The sequence below is a fragment of the Komarekiella delphini-convector SJRDD-AB1 genome, assembly GCF_014831675.1.
Lineage (GTDB): Bacteria > Cyanobacteriota > Cyanobacteriia > Cyanobacteriales > Nostocaceae > Komarekiella.
The window spans coordinates 21,523-40,463 of record NZ_VJXY01000005.1 but is presented as its reverse complement, the minus strand read 5'-3'; the positions used below and the strand labels follow the sequence as shown (position 1 = coordinate 40,463).

The 18,941-nt window shown below is 41.2% G+C and carries 19 protein-coding genes and 1 pseudogene; 10 read left to right on the top strand and 10 right to left on the bottom strand.

Annotated features, from left to right (window positions below; translation table 11 throughout):
• Positions 1 to 144: 144 nt before the first annotated feature.
• Genes FNW02_RS06535 through FNW02_RS06520 form a run of 4 tightly spaced genes read left to right on the top strand, consistent with a single transcriptional unit; the run spans position 145 to position 4,972 of the window.
• Positions 145 to 852, top strand: coding sequence for an RNA polymerase sigma factor (locus tag FNW02_RS06535; protein WP_191756754.1), 708 nt, complete (start codon positions 145 to 147; stop codon positions 850 to 852).
• A gap of 3 nt (positions 853 to 855) precedes the next feature.
• On the top strand, positions 856 to 1,797 hold the full coding sequence (locus FNW02_RS06530) for a DUF1822 family protein (RefSeq protein ID WP_191756753.1): 942 nt from the start codon (positions 856 to 858) through the stop codon (positions 1,795 to 1,797).
• Positions 1,798 to 1,817: 20 nt separating this feature from the next.
• Positions 1,818 to 4,160, top strand: coding sequence for a CHASE2 domain-containing protein (locus FNW02_RS06525; protein ID WP_191756752.1), 2,343 nt, complete (start codon positions 1,818 to 1,820; stop codon positions 4,158 to 4,160).
• 20 nt (positions 4,161 to 4,180) lie between these two features.
• A complete protein-coding gene (locus tag FNW02_RS06520) occupies positions 4,181 to 4,972 on the top strand; it encodes a DUF928 domain-containing protein (RefSeq protein ID WP_191756751.1) in 792 nt (263 codons plus the stop codon).
• 8 nt (positions 4,973 to 4,980) lie between these two features.
• Here FNW02_RS06520 and FNW02_RS06515 read toward each other — a convergent pair whose 3' ends face one another.
• The 9 genes from FNW02_RS06515 to FNW02_RS06475 form a co-directional block, all read right to left on the bottom strand.
• Positions 4,981 to 5,784 (bottom strand): DUF928 domain-containing protein, encoded by an 804-nt coding sequence (locus tag FNW02_RS06515; RefSeq protein WP_191756750.1) that lies wholly within the window; start codon positions 5,782 to 5,784, stop codon positions 4,981 to 4,983.
• Positions 5,785 to 5,867: 83 nt separating this feature from the next.
• Positions 5,868 to 7,472 carry a CHASE2 domain-containing protein gene (locus tag FNW02_RS06510; protein ID WP_191756749.1) on the bottom strand — a complete coding sequence of 535 codons (1,605 nt, stop codon included), beginning with the start codon at positions 7,470 to 7,472 and terminating at the stop codon, positions 5,868 to 5,870.
• Between the two features lie 52 nt (positions 7,473 to 7,524).
• Positions 7,525 to 8,367 carry a PP2C family protein-serine/threonine phosphatase gene (locus tag FNW02_RS06505; protein ID WP_191756748.1) on the bottom strand — a complete coding sequence of 281 codons (843 nt, stop codon included), beginning with the start codon at positions 8,365 to 8,367 and terminating at the stop codon, positions 7,525 to 7,527.
• A 205-nt stretch (positions 8,368 to 8,572) separates the two neighbouring features.
• A complete protein-coding gene (locus tag FNW02_RS06500) occupies positions 8,573 to 9,010 on the bottom strand; it encodes an ATP-binding protein (protein WP_191756747.1) in 438 nt (145 codons plus the stop codon).
• A 38-nt stretch (positions 9,011 to 9,048) separates the two neighbouring features.
• Positions 9,049 to 9,387, bottom strand: a complete 339-nt coding sequence (locus tag FNW02_RS06495) for an anti-sigma factor antagonist (protein WP_191756746.1) — start codon at positions 9,385 to 9,387, stop codon at positions 9,049 to 9,051.
• 273 nt (positions 9,388 to 9,660) lie between these two features.
• A complete protein-coding gene (locus FNW02_RS06490; protein WP_191756745.1) occupies positions 9,661 to 9,837 on the bottom strand; it encodes a hypothetical protein in 177 nt (58 codons plus the stop codon).
• Positions 9,838 to 10,074: 237 nt separating this feature from the next.
• The gene (locus FNW02_RS06485; RefSeq protein ID WP_191756744.1) at positions 10,075 to 11,652 is read right to left on the bottom strand and encodes an AAA-like domain-containing protein; all 1,578 of its coding nucleotides are present in this window, start codon (positions 11,650 to 11,652) and stop codon (positions 10,075 to 10,077) included.
• 4 nt (positions 11,653 to 11,656) lie between these two features.
• Positions 11,657 to 13,180 carry an AAA-like domain-containing protein gene (locus FNW02_RS06480; protein ID WP_191756743.1) on the bottom strand — a complete coding sequence of 508 codons (1,524 nt, stop codon included), beginning with the start codon at positions 13,178 to 13,180 and terminating at the stop codon, positions 11,657 to 11,659.
• Positions 13,181 to 13,972: 792 nt separating this feature from the next.
• The gene (locus FNW02_RS06475) at positions 13,973 to 14,245 is read right to left on the bottom strand and encodes a GlsB/YeaQ/YmgE family stress response membrane protein (RefSeq protein WP_191756742.1); all 273 of its coding nucleotides are present in this window, start codon (positions 14,243 to 14,245) and stop codon (positions 13,973 to 13,975) included.
• A 762-nt stretch (positions 14,246 to 15,007) separates the two neighbouring features.
• Here FNW02_RS06475 and FNW02_RS06470 point away from each other — a divergent pair.
• The 6 genes and pseudogenes from FNW02_RS06470 to FNW02_RS06445 all read left to right on the top strand — a co-directional run bounded on the left by FNW02_RS06470 (position 15,008) and on the right by FNW02_RS06445 (position 18,073).
• The gene (locus FNW02_RS06470; protein ID WP_191756741.1) at positions 15,008 to 15,199 is read left to right on the top strand and encodes a hypothetical protein; all 192 of its coding nucleotides are present in this window, start codon (positions 15,008 to 15,010) and stop codon (positions 15,197 to 15,199) included.
• A 128-nt stretch (positions 15,200 to 15,327) separates the two neighbouring features.
• Positions 15,328 to 15,564, top strand: a complete 237-nt coding sequence (locus FNW02_RS06465; protein ID WP_191756740.1) for a hypothetical protein — start codon at positions 15,328 to 15,330, stop codon at positions 15,562 to 15,564.
• A gap of 61 nt (positions 15,565 to 15,625) precedes the next feature.
• Complete coding sequence (locus FNW02_RS06460) at positions 15,626 to 15,883, top strand: hypothetical protein (protein ID WP_191756739.1); 258 nt, start codon at positions 15,626 to 15,628, stop codon at positions 15,881 to 15,883.
• Positions 15,884 to 16,034: pseudogene (locus tag FNW02_RS06455) on the top strand (photosystem II q(b) protein); the annotation flags it as partial. It lies immediately after the preceding gene.
• Positions 16,035 to 16,367: 333 nt separating this feature from the next.
• Positions 16,368 to 16,904: a hypothetical protein gene (locus FNW02_RS06450; RefSeq protein WP_191756738.1), complete on the top strand. Its 537-nt coding sequence runs from the start codon at positions 16,368 to 16,370 to the stop codon at positions 16,902 to 16,904.
• 332 nt (positions 16,905 to 17,236) lie between these two features.
• Entirely contained in the window at positions 17,237 to 18,073 is an 837-nt protein-coding gene (locus FNW02_RS06445) for a CheR family methyltransferase (RefSeq protein WP_191756924.1), read from the top strand.
• Between the two features lie 205 nt (positions 18,074 to 18,278).
• On the opposite strand, the gene FNW02_RS06440 is transcribed toward FNW02_RS06445, so the two are convergent.
• A complete protein-coding gene (locus FNW02_RS06440) occupies positions 18,279 to 18,878 on the bottom strand; it encodes a cytochrome c oxidase subunit 3 (RefSeq protein ID WP_191756737.1) in 600 nt (199 codons plus the stop codon).
• Positions 18,879 to 18,941: the final 63 nt, after the last annotated feature.

Below are 18,941 nucleotides of genomic sequence, written 5' to 3'. Positions count from 1 at the left end.
TTGTAGAGTTGAAAAAATTCTCAATGCTAGATGTGCTGCTTTTACTTTAACAAATAATATCTTAATCGGCTAAAAATAGCATCTGCAACTGAAGTCTTGATGTTGAGATGTATTCTATCATTTTAGAGAAGCAAGGAGAGTTGGATGGTGAATGGGCGCTTTGCAGGTGCTTCACCTAATGAGGATCTAGATCAGCGACTTCAGCAGTACGCCAAAGAAATTCAACAATACCCGCCTCAAAGTCTCAACAGACGTTTAGCACTCAATCGGCTAGTCCAGGAAATTTTGAAGTCGGGTAGGCTAGGTCGTCCTCAAAAACAGTTATGGTCTGCTAGTCTTTACGAAGATCTTTATAACGAAGCTTTCCAGAAAACCCTACTTGAGATATGCGAGAAGATTGACAGTTATAACCCAGAATATCCTGTGTTGGCGTGGGTTAATTTCCGTCTCAACTTTCAATTTATTGATGTTGTTAATGATTATAGAAAACAAGGAATCACACAAATTCCGAAATCAGACAAGACAGAACAGATTGCTCACCTGCCATCGTTGGATGATTTAGATAACTTCGTCTCAGTAGAGGATACACTGTCTAACGCTCAAATTCTGCAACAGTTTATCGAAGAAGATCCAGAAAGGCTTCTGCAAAAACAAAGACTTAGAGAACTCCCAGAGATTACTTTTCAGTCATTGGTTTGGGCTAGATTCGTTGAAGGTCAAACCTGGTTAGAAATTGCGACAAGCCTAGATGTTTCAGCGCAGACTTTATGTTCTTTTTTTAACCGTCAATTAAAAGAATTGATCCCCTATTTCCAAAAATATTTAATACCTAAAAGATATATAGAGAGATAACGAATGAGTTCAATCTTTGAGCCTTCGATTTTTACAGTACCGCTATCTTTTGAGGCGCACGCGATCGCGCAACATTATCAAAAACAGCAGTTACTACCTTTGAAAGCAAAGCAAGTTTATCTGAACACCTTAGCTGTGTACGCTGTCGATTTTTACCTGCGTTGTTTGGGATTTGAAGTGGATGCAAACCAAAATGATAGCCGTAATCCAATGATCGTGAAAATGATGGATGTTGCGGATTTATGGGTTAAACAGCTAGGTAGGTTAGAATGTCGTCCAGTTTTGCCAGATGCAAAGGTTTGTGAGATTCCGCCGGATGCTTGGTCAGACCGAATTGGCTATGTGGCTGTGCAAATGAGCCAAACGCTAAAAGAAGCAACACTGCTAGGATTTACTCAAACGGCAATGGCAAAAGTGCCACTTAGTAATCTGCGATCGCTCTCAGAATTTCTCGCATACCTCCATCAGCTCCAGGAGGTTCCATTAACTGCTCCACCCGCTAAAGTGGTGAATCTAAGAAGGTGGCTTGAGGGCATTTTTGAGACGGGTTGGCAGTCCACTGAAGCCATTTTAGGCATTGATATGAATTTGGTTTCAATTAGGAGCATGACTATATTAAAGACTGATATTAAGAGAGCCAAGTTAATTGATTTTGGGATGCGACTTAATGATCAAACTGTGGTACTGTCACTTGCTGTTAGTTCAAATATTGACGGGACAATCAGTGTTTTGGCACAACTTTATCCAAGCTCTGGTAACACTTATTTGTCGCCCAATGTCAAGCTAGTAATGCTGTCTGAGTCTGGAGAAACGTTACAGGAGGTTTATTCAAGAGGACACGATAACTATATTCAGATCAGACCTTTTAAGGGAATGTCTGGAGACGGCTTCAGTCTGCAAGTAGGTTTCAATAATGTTAATGTAACTGAAGATTTTGTTCTCTAACTGCTTGTAGACTGACAGGAATGAGTAAGTTGGTTGTCATCAACCTGGGTTCAGGTGATTTGCAAAGTGGTTGCCCCAATGTCACTGCTCAAATTTCGCAAGCAGTGAGCGATCGCTATCCAACAAAATTTACAGGCGGTTTACCTCCGGCCCCAGAAATTGATCAACTCTATCGCCACTGGCAATTGCTTTATCGTGAATTCTATCGAGAGCGTAGCGCACCGTTAACTCGTGCAATCACCATTGAACCAGGAGGTATTACTCACTTTTCTGAGCTGGAGTTTAATGAGCTATCACAACGGTTAAAACTTCAACTCAATGCCTGGCTCAACTCAGAATCGTTTCTTCCAATTGACCGCAAATTAAGCAGAGAAATACATCCATCGGATGAAGTCCGAGTAATTATTGAAACCAACAATGATTCTCTGCGGCGACTCCCTTGGCATTTGTGGAACTTCTTTGAGGATTACCCCCAGGCAGAAATTGCCCTCAGTGTTCAAGAATATGAGCGAATCAAACCCCAATCTCAAACTCCTGTCGGTACTGTTAGAATCTTAGCTATTCTGGGAAATCGTGATGGTATCAATGTTTTGGCAGACCGCAAATTGTTAGAAGCGGTACCTGGTGCTGTGCCGATGTTTCTCGAAGAACCACATTACTGGGATTTATATGAGCATCTCTGGGATCAACAAGGTTGGGACATCCTATTTTTTGCTGGGCATAGTCAAACCGAAGAAGATACAGGACGGATTTATATTAATCCAACCGATAGCTTGACCCTAAAGCAATTAAGAAATGCTCTCAAAAAAGCCATTAGTCGTGGTTTAAAGCTCGTCATTTTCAATTCTTGTGATGGTTTGGGTTTAGCGCGATCGCTCGCTGATCTGCACATTCCGCAAGTGATTGTCATGCGAGAATTGATACCCGATAGAGTTGCTCATGAATTTTTCAGGCATTTTCTGAACGCCTTTTCCGGGGGTCAGTCTTTGTATGCTGCGGTTCGGGAGGCACGAGAAAGACTCGAAAAACTAGAAGATGACTGTCCTTGTGCAACATGGTTGCCGATAATTTGCCAGAATCCTAGCGAAGAACCAACAACCTGGCAAACATTATCTGGTTCCTTAGCGATTGATCGCAGCCCCAGGACTGGCAAACGCTGTTTCAAAACCTTACTTTTGGCAAGTATAATAGTCACCGCCTTCGTGATGGGGGTGCGGCAACTAGGAGTCTTGGAAAATTGGGAGTTACAGGCGTTCGATCAACTAATGAGGCTGCGACCCACTGAACCGCCCGATCCACGCCTTTTGATTGTGACGGTGACTGAAAAAGACGTTCAAAGTCAAAATCCCCAGGAAAGACGAGGTTCATCGCTCTCGGATCGGGCACTGGCTCAACTATTGAAAAAACTAGAGTCCCATCAGCCACGAGTCATCGGCTTAGATATCTATCGTGATTTTCCCATTAATCAGAACCATTCAGACTTGAAAACTCATTTTCAGCAGAATGAGAATTTTATTCCGATTTGCGAAGTTGGGGAAACTAACGAAGATTCTGGTACTAGACCTCCTCCTGGCATTTCAGGCGATCGCCTCAGCTTTAGCGACTTTCCCATCGATGCAGATGGTGTTGTGCGCCGCCAACTATTGGCGATGGCTCCTAACCCAAACTCGCTTTGTGTGACGGACACATCCTTTAGCTTTCGAGTTGCTCAATCGTATCTTACCGCCAAGGGCATTCATGCCCAACGCAATCCAGAGGGAGACTTACAGATTGGGCGTACTACTTTTAAGCGACTTGAACCTCAAACCGGCAGCTATCAAGGATTAGACAACTTGGGCTATCAAGTATTGCTCAATTACCGTTCCTCAAACTCTGTTGCAGTGCAAGTCACACTCACTGACATCCTGAACAATTCATCGGACGCTGAACTTTCCAATCTAATTAAAAATCGCATTGTTCTAGTTGGCACAACAGCCCAGAGCTTTAAAGATTATTCTTTGACACCTTATAGTTCAGGACAGGAATCTGAGCAAATGCCAGGTGTAATAATTCACGCACACATGGTAAGCCAGATTCTCAGTGCTGTCTTAGATCAGCGCCCTTTGTTGTGGTGGTTAACACCGTCGGGAATAACACTCTGGGTCTGGGGATGGGCTTTCGTCGGGGGTGTCTTGGTTTTGTATGCGCGATCGCCTCTCAATCTGGTACTCGTAAGTAGTGCTGCTTTAGGAGTCTTACCAGGTGTCTGCTTGATTCTTTTGCTTAAAGGTGGATGGATGACGCTTATTCCAGCTGCATTGGGTTTAGTCCTCACAGGGGGCAGTGTGGTGGCTTATACCACATACCAAAATCGACGCTTATAGTAAACACGCGGATTTTGAGCATGACTAAGAAAATGTTGCATTTCGGTAAAATGATCATAACCTGGGCGATCGCGCAGTCTATGCTGGGCGAATTCACTTTAGCGTCTGCTAGTTCTACTCGTTCTACCTCAACTGCAAATACAGGCTCTAACGCCCTTCCCCGTCAAGAGCGATCGCGCTTTAATGCGCTAGACTTTTCTGATATCGGCAGACCCCGAAGACGCAGAGGAGGCGGAAGCCGTGGCCCCTGTTTAGCTACAAATAAGCCCCCATTAACAGCCTTAGTACCCGATACGGGTGCAGGGCTAACCCTTGCTAAATTTCCCACCTTCTGGTTTTATGTACCGTACACGCTCACAACCAACTATTCGGTTGAGTTTGTGCTGAAAGATAATCAAGATCATACTGTCTACACAAACAAGGTTGCAGGCAAGGGAACCCCACCAGGTATAGTTAGTCTGCGCCTGCCATCAACCGTATCACTAGAAGCTGAAAAGGATTATAACTGGTATTTTCTCGTTTATTGCGATGCCAAAAACCAGAATAGGTTTGTTTACGTCAATGGTTTAGTTCGACGCGTGGAACGTCCTGCTTTGGAGAAACAATTAGTGTCAGTCTCCTCCCGCGATCGCCTGGCTCAGTATAAGGCTGAGGGTATCTGGTACGAAACTCTGACCGAACTAGCTCAAAGCCTGAGTGTCTCTCCACAGGATGCCAAAACTCGTCAGGACTGGTCAAGTTTGTTACAATCTATGGGCTTGGAACAAGTCGCCTCAGAACCCTTTGTTCAATGCTGTGTTTTTGCGAAGTAAGAATTAAATTACTTATTTGCCTGATCGTTTTTGGAATTTGGAACTAACGGCTCTTGAGCAATATTATTCAGTCCAACTGACTCTAATAACTCTGTCCATTCAGCTACTAAAGTTGAATCTTGAGGATAAGAGTAGCGTAGCTCAGCTAATGTCATTAGAGTTTCGTGCCAAATGCCGGACTCTGCATACAAGGCTGGGCGATCGCGTGGTTTTGCCTTTTCTACTTGACTAGTGAGAGTTAAGCTTGGTTCGATTCTTTGCACCCAACCTTCTACAAAAAGGTCTTTAGAGCGATCTTCAGAATCGCAAATTATGGAAAACGACCATTTATAATTTTTGCCAACTTCTAGAGGTTGCAAGGTTTTGTTAGGAGGCAAGCTAAAGTTAACAACGCCAGGAGTTGCCGGAAGCTTAAATCTTGTTTTGTAAACTACGGTGCTATCATTTCCTTCACGTAACTCAAATTCTGCTAATTGTGTAGAAATTGGTGGAACGTACACAAAGAAAGTTGGGTATTGTTCTACTGTTAATCCCAGATTGCTGGCTGGCAGTAATGCCTTGAGAGATTTTTGACTTTGGCTACAATTAAGGCCACGCGATGCTCCTCCTTTACGATTTTCAGGTGCTCCAACTTTCGGAGGCTTGAAATTAACTTTTTCTCCAACTACTTCTCCACTTTCAATGATTTCTGGATTAAATAAAGTCGATGATGGCTGAGCTGTTAATCTTCCAGCAAAAGCATTAATTACAGCTATCTCTAGCAACATAGTTAAAGAAAATAGTGCAAATTTTCGAGAAAAATTATTCTTCATCTTCAACCTCGTTTTGCGGATATTTAAATTACGAATGACAGTATTTACGAAAAATATGACGTTTCAAATAAAATTACTAAAAATCAATCATCAGTTTTATTTTTTCTATTTTTTAAATTTTTTACTTTATCTTGCATCTGTTGGTAATATTCTGTTTCTGAACTTTCAGAGGTTTCTTGACTAATTTTGTTAGTATCATTCACCTCGCTAGATGCATTAGAGTTACTTTTTGGTGTGGCTTTAGTTTTTCTATCCCTAAGTTCCTTTCCTTTTTTCTGCAAGTCTTGAAAGTATTCTGTGCGTGTAATTTCAGCTACTTGGCGTTCTTTCTTAGAATGGTCAATTTCAATGTTGACTTTGAGAGGATTTTTGAGGCGAACGTAAATAGCCCTTGTGTATCCTGCCTTATTAAATCGGTCTATGATGACCACACTTCCAGCAGTAGCGATGAATGTAAACACAGATGGTACTAGTGGTATCCAAGCTCCCTGGTAAAAGAAACCGAAACATAGCGCCAATAAACCCCCTAACGCTACTCCACTGCCTAAGCCAAAGCGTAAAGGGTGGCGAATCTGCCAAGCCATTATTCCGCCTGAGAATGACCATAGCCCTATCCATAGAGTCTCACCCCAGTTTGGCCAATACCAAAATAAAGGGCGCTGATCTAAGACAGCACTGAGGATTTGACTTACCGCCTGTGCATGAATCATCACCCCCAGCATTTCTTGGTCTTTTTGCTGTCCAGAACTGTAAGGTGTATAGAAACCGTCCTTGATACTTTCTGCTGTAGTGCCGATGAGAACTACACGGTTCTTAATCAAACTAGGATTCACCTTGTCTGTTAATACTTCTGTGAGCGTTACTTGTTGGGCAACGTTCCAGGGAGAGCGATAGTTAAGCAGGACTTGATACCCTGCTAAATTAACATTTTGGTAGCCGCCAGAATTGGCTTTTAATCGTTTAAATACTGTTGAACCTAGCTTTAGCTCATTAGAGGAATTTAGCTGTGGTTGAATTTTTTCTACTTTGAGGTATTTTAATGCTAGCCGGAGACTCAAAGAGAAAAGGTCGGCGGCGGAATTCTGGCAGAAATGGGAATTTTTGACAATTGACTTGTTTACAGGGGGAGGATTCATAAATAGTAAACTGCGGCGCAGGATACCACCTGAATCTACTAGCAAGTCAGCAAATCCAATGCGATTTTCTGGGACACCAGAGGGAGGTGCAATTCCGGGATTGGTAGCAGAATCATTGACTTTGCATACAGTAATGATGCGATCGCTCTGCCGCAAAAGTTTAGATAATTCTTGATTTCCAGGTTCTACGGGTAAATCTCGATAAATATCTAATCCGATAGCTCGCGGTTGTTGCTGCTCTAGTTTGCCTAAGAGCTGTGCTAATGTGCGATCGGGCAATGGCCATTGCTTTTGCAGTTGCAGATCTTGCTCTGTAATTGCAACAATCAACAGCCTAGGATCAGGGCCTTCATCACGACGCCATTGGATAAACTGGTCAAAAGCCCAGAGTTCTTGTGCTTGCAACAAACCAGCTTGTCGTGCTCCAATTACCAAAACTGTAGCGATCGCACTAGTGACAATTACGCTTGTACCTGAGACTAATGATGCTGCGTAAAGTCTCTGCAAACGTGGCAACACAGAATTAATTTTCTGAGATAACTTAGAAATCACGCAGCTTTCGTCCTTGCAATCCTACTAGTAAGGTGATAGTCTGCACCTTAAATCAGGCACGATGCACAGCCAGCATAGTAATGTCGTCAAATTGATCAGCATCATCAATATAAGCATACACACTTGCTTCGATCAGGTCTAGCACCGCAGTAGCAGAGGGCGCAGGCTGCTGTAATAAAGATAGAAATTTTTCTTCACCGAAAAACTGACCTTTAGGGTCACGAGCATCAGTCACACCATCAGAGTAAGCTACTAAAATATCTCCCGGTTCCAACTGGACTTGCTGAATTCCAAATTCTCTATTAGGCATTATCCCAACAGCTGGGCCAGTAGGTTTAAGCCTAGCCTTAACACCACCAGCCCCAAAAATAGCTGGAGGTTCATGTCCAGCGTTAACGTAGTGCAATAGACCTGTGCTTGGGTTCAACACACCAAAGAAAAGTGTGGCGAACATATTTATCCGACTGTGATTATTAGCAATATAATTATTTGTCAGGCTGACAGCATTTTTGAGCGCAGTAGTACCAATTCTTGGAGCCTGTGCCCGTTGTCCACCTTTCGCTAACTTGCTGCTCTCATCGTTAAGAGCGCCTAACCAGCTCAAATTATAATGCTGTTGGGCAAAAGCCCGAATCAAGCTTCGGAAAAGGGACATAAATAACGCAGCACCCACCCCTTTATCGCAAACATCCGCAATCACAAAACCAATTCGGTGATTAGCAAGGGGAAAAGCATCGTAAAAGTCTCCACCTACTACACGCGCTGGATGAAAACGGGCTGCTATTTCCCACCCAGGCATCTGTGGCAAAGCTTCTGGTAAGAAGTCGGCTTGAATCATGTGAGCGATTTGTAAGTCTCGCTCATAGATAAGTAGAAGCTCGTGCTCAGTTTTCATTATGGAGGAGCCTCCTTAAACATTTTTTGGCAGAGTCAAGGAATGAGAATAAAAAAGGGTGCATTAACATTGCAGAAGGTTGCATCTAGATAGCACGGCAGTACAAATACTATGTAAAACGGTACTAATTAGTAAGTAGGACGCGATCGCATCTACTGCGTTGATTTGACTAGTCTCTAGCGATCGCTCTATTTTCCACTATTCCCTATTCCTTGTTCTCTTTCATACGAAACATAATGAAGATGTTGCGATTCTTGTTATCGACGCGTTCATAAAGAAACTTATCGACCTCATGGAGCGCAAGATATATGCCTAGACCACCAATTGACCGCTCCTCTAGAGGCAACTTTAACTGATTTTCGTCTGGAAGCTGCGTTTGGCAAGGGTCGTAGGCTAAACCTGTATCTTCAATAGAAATAGTCAAAGCTTGCTCGTCAATCTCTGCTTGCAAGTCCAATACCCCTTCGTAACCTGCTTGACCATAGCCATAAGTAATGATATTGGTGGCTATTTCGTCTATTGCTAAGCGGCACCGATAGGCAGCTTTTTTATCTAAACCGGCTGCTGCGGTAGCTGCGAGTACATATTTAGCGATTGTTGAAAGTGAATCCAAGGTTGCCGGCACTGTTAAAGAAGGTTGCATACCAATTGCCTTGTAGAAACTAATTAATATGCTTTCTTCTAAACGTTTTCGAGTTCAGAGATATTATCATCATCTAGCAAAATCACACTTTGATCAAATCCAGTCTTTTGCAATGTATTGATCACCGTTTCCTGAGCGCCAACGACATAAATATCAACGTTTGCACCCATTTTTTGCTTAGCGAAAATCAGCACCCGTAGACCAGCGCTAGACATATATTCTAGATCCTGCATTAGTAAAACAAGGCATTTCACTTTCTGAGATGCTGCTTTATCTACTTCTGTTTTGAAAACTGATGCAGTCAACCCATCTAATTCGCCAGACAACTTGATGGTGGCAATATTATTATTTGTTTCTAGAGTTGCATTAAAAGCCATAATTTTATTCCTTAAACTACATTAATTTGATAGTGTTACCAAAAAATTGTTAACCGACACCTATAATTTATTTAATTTGTATAGTTGGGATGGTTTTTGTTTAATCCTGAATCTAAATTAAGCTTTTGGTTGCACAAACACAGCCTGAAAAAGTCCTAAATAGTTAGAGATATCAAAAAACTATTCGAATTGCTTTGTATTATTTAGTCAGAAAAAGTCATATATAGCAGTTATCATTTGAGTGAGGTACAAAGAAGAAGCAATACAATTCAGTTAAGTATTTATTCCTTCTCTTTGCTCTCTACGTTCGCGTAGCGTGTCGTAGACAGACGCTCCGCGTAGCTTGCTTCTTTGCAGGAGTATGCATCCTTCTGGTGCGTCCGCTGCGCGTTGGCGGTAGCCTGCGGCAAGCCGCTCCGCGTCTACGTTAAAAAAAATTGACTTTGACAAAGAGACAGACCATGTAGAGACGTTGCAATGCAACGTCTCTTTACCAAAAGATTTGTTGCAATCATTAATTGAATCGGTATTATACAGAAGTTGTAATTAACCACAGATAAACACGGATAAACACCGACAAATTTGTACCTCAGCCGACTAGGAAACGCTATAGTTTTATCAGAAATTAAAATTAAAAACTGGCGACTAGAGAAGAGTTTTCCATTCCCCAATCCCCTTTCTTCCTACTCATCGGTAATGGAACAATTGCTTAAATCTAACAGAACAGTTCTTTCCATACTCGAATAAAGTTCCCATCCCTAAGCCTAAAGCAATCAACAATACCCAACTGAATGCACCCAGAAAAAACAATCTTTGAAATCTAGCAGCTTTTTGCTCTTGAACCAATCTGGCTTTAACTTCTTTAGCACGTTCCGCCTCTAACCACGTCTCAACTTCTCGCCGATCAAATTCTTGGCTAGCTGCTAAAAAATGATAATCTAAATCGCTTAAGCTTTTGCCCTGTGACCAAGCTAGAGCCTCAAGCAAGGCTTGTCCGCGTAATAGCCGTGAATAGTCACGGTACTCTGAAGCTACCCAAGCATTTAATGTCTGAGAATAAGGTCGCAGTTTTGCTAATTGTTTCTCTACCCAAGCTTGATTAAAAACCTGATGATAAATGCGGTTTTTCACTATCAGTTGTCCTTGCTGTTTAGTCACTAACCCTGATAACAGCAGCTCGATTTGTTCTTCTCCATCATTAGAACAGACTTGAATTCCCTGTAAAATTTGCTGGTACATTCCCAGCAAACCTCCTGCACGTTGCTCATCTGTGAGGAGGCGATCGCGGATGGTTTTCAAATGCTCTGGCTCGTCATTGGCTTCCCAGTTTTCAAGGATGTGAGTTTGCACAAGCTTTTCCAAAATTAACGATGGAAATTGGTAATAAAAACTGATGAGATGATAATTAATAATGGGTAAATGGTCATCTAACTTGTAACGATCATCGGCTTCTAAACTTCTATGCTCCTCAACATCCTTGCGGCCACTGTTTCTTTCTTGCACTACAATCTCACATAGCTTTTGGGTGAGAAAGGGTTGACCATCCGTCCAAGCCAAAATCTCTTTGAGAACCGCCATCGGGTTAGCAACCTTACCCTCTAAACCTGCTGCTAATGGCTGAACTTCCGACAACAAAAAGCCATGCAGGTCAATAGATTTGCCTATATTAAATGGGGTAGAGTTGCGATCGGCAATCAAATCTGAGGGCGTTGCCACTCCGAACAGCGCCCAAGTTAGGCGGTTATATTCTGGATTTTCGGCTCGTTGATTGTAGCATGACCGAATCAGCGCAAAAAAATCGACGACTGGAAAATTCAGACCGAGAACACTATCTATTTCATCAACAAAAATAAATATTTTTTCACTTTTGATCTGAACTAACAAAATGTCTTCAACAAACTGACTCAATCGCTGTAGCGCTGGTAAATCTTCTCGTTCCCACCACCAGGTTTTTAAATTTACTTTTTCAAAGAGATTAAAACCTCTCAATAAGTCAACTACTATGCCCTTATACCATTGAGAAGGGGTGATATTGGCGCTACCGATTCGGGTCATGTCGATAGAGGCACAACTAAAACCTGCTTGTTCTAATCGATGCCTTGTTCGTAAGCGCAAGCTGGATTTGCCCATCTGTCGTGAGCTGAATACATAACAAAACTCTCCCTGTAGCAAAGAATTATAGAGTTCAAAATCAGCTTGTCGTTCTACATAGCTAGGAGCCTCTACTTTCAGACTACCGCCGATTTGATATTCGTACTTATTCATGCCTTTAGCCCAATTGCTCGCGGAAATAAAGTCGATACAGCTCACAGCTAGGCATTGCCTGGTTTCCCTCAAGTTTTACCAGACCCATGCTTTCTAGTTTATAGGCGGCGATCGCTTCTAATTGCACACTTGTTGGCGACGTAACTACTGATTTGAGTGCTGCTATCAGGTGGGGATGCCCTTGGATATTCGCCAGATGATGCCGCAAATAGTTGCTATAAATTCCAGCAATAGTGGGAGCATCTTGTAATAACTGCTCTAGAGTCACCTCTTGACGTCCCAACTGATAAAGAGCTAGACGTACTAGATGGGGATGACCGCCAATCATCGCTATCAGCAGAGTGAGTTTATGCACTCCTGCCTCAGATTTAACCCAATCCAACCCATGACGTATGGCCAATTCCTGTACTTGCTCTAAACTAAATTCTGGTAACTTAATCGGTAGCCCAACATTGAAAGGCGATTGATTGATATCTAACGGAATATAAGCCTCAGTGGCGTGAACCACCACTAGTCGAAGTTTCTGCCAAATTTCTAGTTCAGAAGCATCTTCATACCAGGAGCGTAGTAAGGGTAGAAAGTCGCGACAGATTTCTGGATACTCGAAAATGCGATTCACTTCATCCAAAGCTAAGACTACCGGAAAGTCGATTTTTTGCAGTAAATACCCCTGTAAATACAATGTACAGCTAACTTTGCTGCCAATATCTTCATCCCAATAATCATCTAGCTTTGGTTCTATGTTCAATTGCCGACTAATGTTGGCACAAAACCAGCGTAAGAATTTTTCTAAGCTAGTGAAAACTTGACTATCTGCCCGCTGCAAACTTATCTGTACTGTGTGTAGCCCATTCTGTCTGGCATGAGCAAGAATTCTGTGCAGCAGGGAGGTTTTCCCCATTTGGCTGGCGGCTTTAATTCGGATCAGACTTCCAGGTTTATTGATTTCGGCATAGGTGCGTTCTTCAATTGGAGGACGCTCGATATAAAAAAAGGAATTGAGTGGTACTGAACCACTAGGAATTTCTAGCAACTCAGAATTAGGACTTAGGGATTTTCTCCTCTCTTGTGCCTCTATCCCCACAAGTAACTCTGATATTTCACCATCCTTAGAGATAATCTCAAGTTCCTCTCTCTGTTTTTCTAATGGCTGACGATGCTTTAAGGCTGCTTGTACATTCTGCGATCTTTTTTGGATGATGTCTTCCCTGATACTATGCTCAATGCTACGTGTAGCTTGTGATTCTACAGGGGTACGGGATGCTTCACGAAAGTCGATACTACGCGATCGCCGTCTTAAAACTGACCGAAAATTACTTTTCGTAACCTCCTCATCCAAAGCCTGTGACAGTAACTTCCATAACTTAGAACCAACATCTTTTATGTAATTGGCATCGTAACCAGAACTTTCTGCTATTTCTGGATAAGTTTGCCCTTCCCAAGCTTGGCGAAACACTAGCTCCTGAACGTCATTTAAGCTTTGCTCAAGAAATGTGTCTAAAATTACTAATGCTTCTTCGATACTCATTTGTAAAAAAAGTAATAAAGTTTATTTTAGATATGACTTTAACGGACTTTTTCATACTTTTTTTACTTATTTACTTAAATTTAATAGTGTAAGTTTTTAACCTTTTAAGTCCAAACAAAGCTAAACTTGGCTGTGGTAGGGACAAATACATTTTGGTAGTGGCTTAGGACATGTGAGTAAGCTGAGATAAATTGCTCGCTCAAATAATTAAGTAGTAAGTGTCAAAAAATCTTTCTAAAATTACTTTTTGGGAACTTTTTATGCAATGACACTATAGCAGGTCTTATTTTGTAATCGAGTTAACTCGGACATGACTGAAACTTGTTGCCATCAGAGAGTTATCTAACAGGTTATTTAACTGTTTTTTGAAGGCAATTAGCATAATAGTTTTTGAGTAAGGGATGAAGCTGTGTTAGATGCAAACTCATACAGCAATATCAATCTGTGCTAAGTCAGTTTTGAAAGCTGTTTTAAATTTAAATGAAATCGTAGTGTATCTCTGCATTTCCATTGTTGTAGTGCAGCGTGCTGCCTTATACCTTGTTGCACTAGTATCCCACAAATCTAGCAATCAATATCATCAACATTTAACAAACGGTGATGTTTGGCTACAAACTTCTATACGTTTACGCACTACATTCAAGTTTTTGCTAATCTTTATTTTGTATTTATTAAAAAACAAGAATAGCGCTCCCTAAGTAAAGGTAGGCGCTATTCTTTGACTTTAATTCAGGGATAAAAAGTAGAATTAATTCCCTGAGATTGATTATTAGTTGAAACTGATTTAGTTTTTTATACAGCACTTCTACGGGTTAGCAAGTTCCAAAGGAAAACGGCTACAATTGCACCCAAAACTGCGACTATAATACCAGTAATGCTAAGACCAGGTGCGGCTAGAGCTAAGGTTCCTGTACTGAAGAATACACCTAAACTACCGCCAACAAAAGCACCAATAATTCCTAACAAGATTGTTCCGAGAATTCCGCCGCCTTGATGACCAGGATAGATAGCTTTAGCGATCGCGCCAGCAATTAGACCTAAAACAATCCAAGCAAGAATGTTCATTGTTGTTAATTTTGAAAATATTTTTTACTCACAAATATAGAATAACAATTCAAATTTAGGTATTACATCTCCCATCAGAACTAATGATTATAACCTTAAGGAATACTTTGGTGGCTCGAAAAGCCGTATACGGTTTTTTAGCCCTCTTTCTCAAGACTTTATACATTTTCGCATTCCGCTATGACACATACGCTAAAACCTTTACGGAAGTTAGGCTTTGACTTTTCCAATCTCATCACAACTAATCACGTCTGGAAAGGTTTTTGCCACAATGCCAGAATTGTTGCCGGATAATGAGAATTACGTTCTTAGATTTGGATAAGGTCAAGCGAATATGGCTAGGAAATCTCAAAGTGAGTACACAATCTGAATCATTTTCTCTAGCCTTTCTAAAAATTGGAGAAACTCAAGATAAAGTGCTTCACATTTTCAAGTAAACTTCAGCTTGGTTGTTCTAACAACAAATTAATTGACTGGAGTTGAGCATCTTCATTAATGCACTTAACTAAATATTAAGCTATTACGCTTTTAAATTGCACAGTCACTCATGAGGTTCGTTAATCGCTGACGGTTAACTGTCAACCGTCAACAATCAACAGCCAACACGAAAAGATGTGCAGATTATATGCGCGACAGCTTATCAGTTAATTTCATCTCAAACAACTACCAGATAAATATGACTGATTCCGTCTATTGGATGTAGACGAGTTCCTGATTTAGTTAGTAAGTTGGAGATTAGCAATTATTTAAGGTAAAAAAAGAATGAATAAAACACTAATAACGACTGTGGTGTTTGCTTTGTTAGTGTCGCTCATCATCTCTCCCTTTGCTGCTCTTGCTAGTTTAATGTTCATATTGTTGATCGCGGCTTTTTTCCTCTTACTAGGGAACTTATTCCAAACAATCACTGGTGGCGACCCTGACCTCAAAATTAATGAAAACAAGACGGAATAAGGATTTGCGTAAATCTTGCTATTTTTACGCCTCTCTAATTGTGTTGATTGATTAAACCAGAGACAAAAACCTAGTGTCGATTCCAAAACTGTGTAAATATAAAGAAAAGCTTAAGAGGGTTGAGACTCATGATCACTGCCAAAATGATGCAACAACTGTGGGCTGTAATCGAGTCTACTCAGGTCAGTATCCTGCTCCAGTTTGACGATGCTGCTTTAGTGCAATTACTCCTCCAGCAGTTGCAAGCCAAGCAAGGGCTTGACGCTCAGGCAGATGGTAGCCTCAATACTTACATCAAATCTAAACTGCCCCTCATTCGCGACACGGCAGAAGGCAGACTATCTGTTGGGCAAAGCAATCATTAGCATGAGAAACCAAATAATTGCTTCTTGTCGAGCATCTTCATCAGAATTCAAATAGTACAACATGATAAATCACTGGCTAGGAATTGCCCTGGTAGCTTATCTAATTGGAGCGGCGATTGAAGGGGTGAGTACAGCCAGTCAGCTATCTCATTCCGCTCCAGAACTAGCTAAAGGCGCACAAAACCAACCCTCAGATGCCACTCCACCTAGTTTGACTTGGCGAGTTTTCGCTGCTATTGCTTCGGTAAGTATTTGTGGAGCTTTCTGCTGGCCTTGCCGCCTGCTCCACCGTTCGATTAAAGAGAATATTGATTCGTGAGAAGAAACCTACAACATCGTTGCGGCTCACGGCTATTTCAGTTGGTTAATACTTCCAATAGGCTTCTTTGAAAAACAGCCGCAGCTTTCACTTCTTCTTAGCTGCATGGTTTGTAATCGGCATATACACCGCCTTGGGTGTAAGCACAATTGTAAAATGTCAGCCTTTTAAACCGCGCAGGCGGATTTTTTTTGTATAGCTAGCCCACTGCGTTGGGCGGGTTCCCCGACTTGTACCCCTACGCTTAAGCAGGGAGGCAGAGGGGGAGTAGGAAAAGTGATTTGTATCAAAAATTTCGTGAAATGGTATAAGACCAAAGCATGAACGACAGTCGCGCGTTGCGGCACTCCCCCGTGATTATAGAAGCTCAGACTTCAGCCTTAGAAGTCTTAGTAGTTCACTTTTTACATTCTCCCTCTAGATAAAATATATTTCTTTCGATAGACAGGTGTACTTAAAATAATGTCGCTGTTATTTTACCAGTATGACAATAGTTAGACAAAAACCCCTAAAGACCTTAGTACAGCCTTCAGAAACATTGCCAGAAAAAGATAATGAAGCAGAGCGTATGCGTGATGTTCTGCTTTTAATACAAAATTTAATTAACAGTGAAGAAGCCACTGTAAAACTAATTCTGGATTGTCTTTATGATGTTGGCTCAGTCAACTTGATTAACCAAAAGATTCGCTTGCGACCCCTAAACAGGGTGATGAAGTTAATTTCTCGAATGTCCAAACCAGTTTTTAGAGTCTTAGCCTTCAATTGGTTTAAAAAGAATTGTCCCCGACTGATTACTGATTGGCTATACTTACAAATTGCCTTTAAAGGATTACAAAATATACCTCAAGAGATAGCTCAAGAGGTAGCTATCGAAGCAGAACAACTTCAGCCATATTCTTTATCATCAACGGAAAGTCTTAGCTTAGAGATTAAACATCTGCGCTACCAGGTGAGATGGCTAACTGGGATTTCAATAGTAGCGATCGCCTGTTTAGGTGTAGTATTCAATTATTTGAACTGAACGGTTAAATAGTAAATTCAATTGGCAAACTGGATAATTCAAGGTGAAACTCTATGATTATCGTTTGGAATTATTAAAATACTATCAGTGTATTGTGTTAAAAGTTGGTGATAAATAAGGTATTTTAAGGAAAATAGTTATTATCAATTGAGAAAAGCAAATCTAATTTAGGGAATAGGAGCAAAGATTTCCCTTTCTGGTAGGAGAAGTGAGTTCATTACATCCAAGTGCAAACCACTGTAGTTGCTTTGCTAGCCGCAAGCAGTTTAATTTGTTGAATAGCTAGCGTATTTCAGTAATTGGTTAAGCAGATAGATATGCTAATTCCTACTATGACTTTGCCCAAACCCACTTTGGAGGACATCGAAATCCAGTTGCTATTAGAGGGAGTGTACCAATATTACGGTTATGACTTCCGTAATTATGCTCTTTCCTCACTCAAGCGACGCATTCTGAGCTTTATACAGCTAGAAGGGTTAGCCAATATTTCTGCATTGCAAGAGCAGTTACTCCACAATCGCGCCTATCTTGAACGGTTTTTGCTAGGTCTAACGGTGAATGTAACATCAATGTTTCGTGACCCCAGCTTTTATAAGGCTTTAAGAAATCAAGTTATTCCGTTCTTGCAAACGTATCCGTTTATTCGGATTTGGCACGCTGGCTGCTCTACTGGGGAGGAAGTATACTCAATGGCAATTCTGCTGCAAGAAGAAGGGCTTTACCATCGTTGTCGGATATATGCTACTGATACTAACGAGAAGGTACTACAAACCGCCAGGAGTGGTATTTTCTCCCTAAAACTTATGCAGGAATATACTCAGCTTTACCTCAAAGCAGGTGGTAAGCAGTCTTTTTCAGAATATTATACAGCGGCTTATGACAATGCCATTTTTCGGACATCCTTAAGAGAAAACGTAGTATTCGCTCAGCATAATTTGGCAACTGATGGTTCTTTCAATGAATTTAATATCATCATTTGTCGTAACGTTTTAATATATTTCAATCAAGTACTTCAAAAACGGGTACATGAACTTTTTTATAATAGTCTTTGCAACTTTGGTCTTTTGGGTTTAGGACGACAAGAATCGATCAGATTCACTCCTTATGAACAATATTATGAAGAAATAGCCAAGGGCGAGAAGCTCTACAAGAAAATTGCGGGGACGTAAAAGTTACTAGATTTAGACTTTATAATAAAATCTATTATTTACAGGCAGATTGACTCAGTGAAGCAATACTGAGCAATGTTAGCGTTAGCGGGGCGTTTAGCCGGTGCTGAATTTGGAAGTGAAAACGAGCAGCACTGTTTTTATCCATTGCTCAGTAATACATTTTAACTGCGATCGCAACGCAGAATGAAAGCAGATTTAATGTCTACTGCCAAATATAAATCAGGACAAACAAAATAATCCAAATGACATCTACGAAATGCCAAAATAATGAAGTTGCATTGACACCGAAGTGACTTGAGTCGTAGTTTCCGGGAATGAAGGAGCGGACAAAAATTATTAACTGCAACAGGATGCCAGTAAAAACATGCAAACCGTGGAAGCCAGTTAGTAAATAGAACGTCCCACCAAATACCCCTGAAGTGAAGCCAAAACTGAGACTGTTCCATTCAATCGCCTGTCCTACTAAAAAGTAAGTTCCCATTACCATCGTGGCTAAGAGAAATAGGCGAAATTTCATTAAGTCATGGCGTTGAAGGGCGCGTTCTGCTAAGTAAATAACAAAGCTACTGGCGACAAGAATTACTGTGTTGATGGTTGGTTCTTTAATTTCTAGTCCAGAAACACCAGAAGGTAGCCAGTTAGGGGTCGTTGTTTTGTAGACAATATATCCTGCAAAAAAACTCAGAAAAATGACGCTTTCAGACAGGAGAAACACAATGAAGCCAAACATTTTGTTGCCTTCTTCGTCGTGGCTGTGTTCTGCTGTCTGGTGCGATTCATGGGAAATGATATAACTGTCCATCGGGGGAATTCTTTTTTACTTTGAGGGTTGAATTTGAAACGCAAAGGAACGCGGTGAACCAGC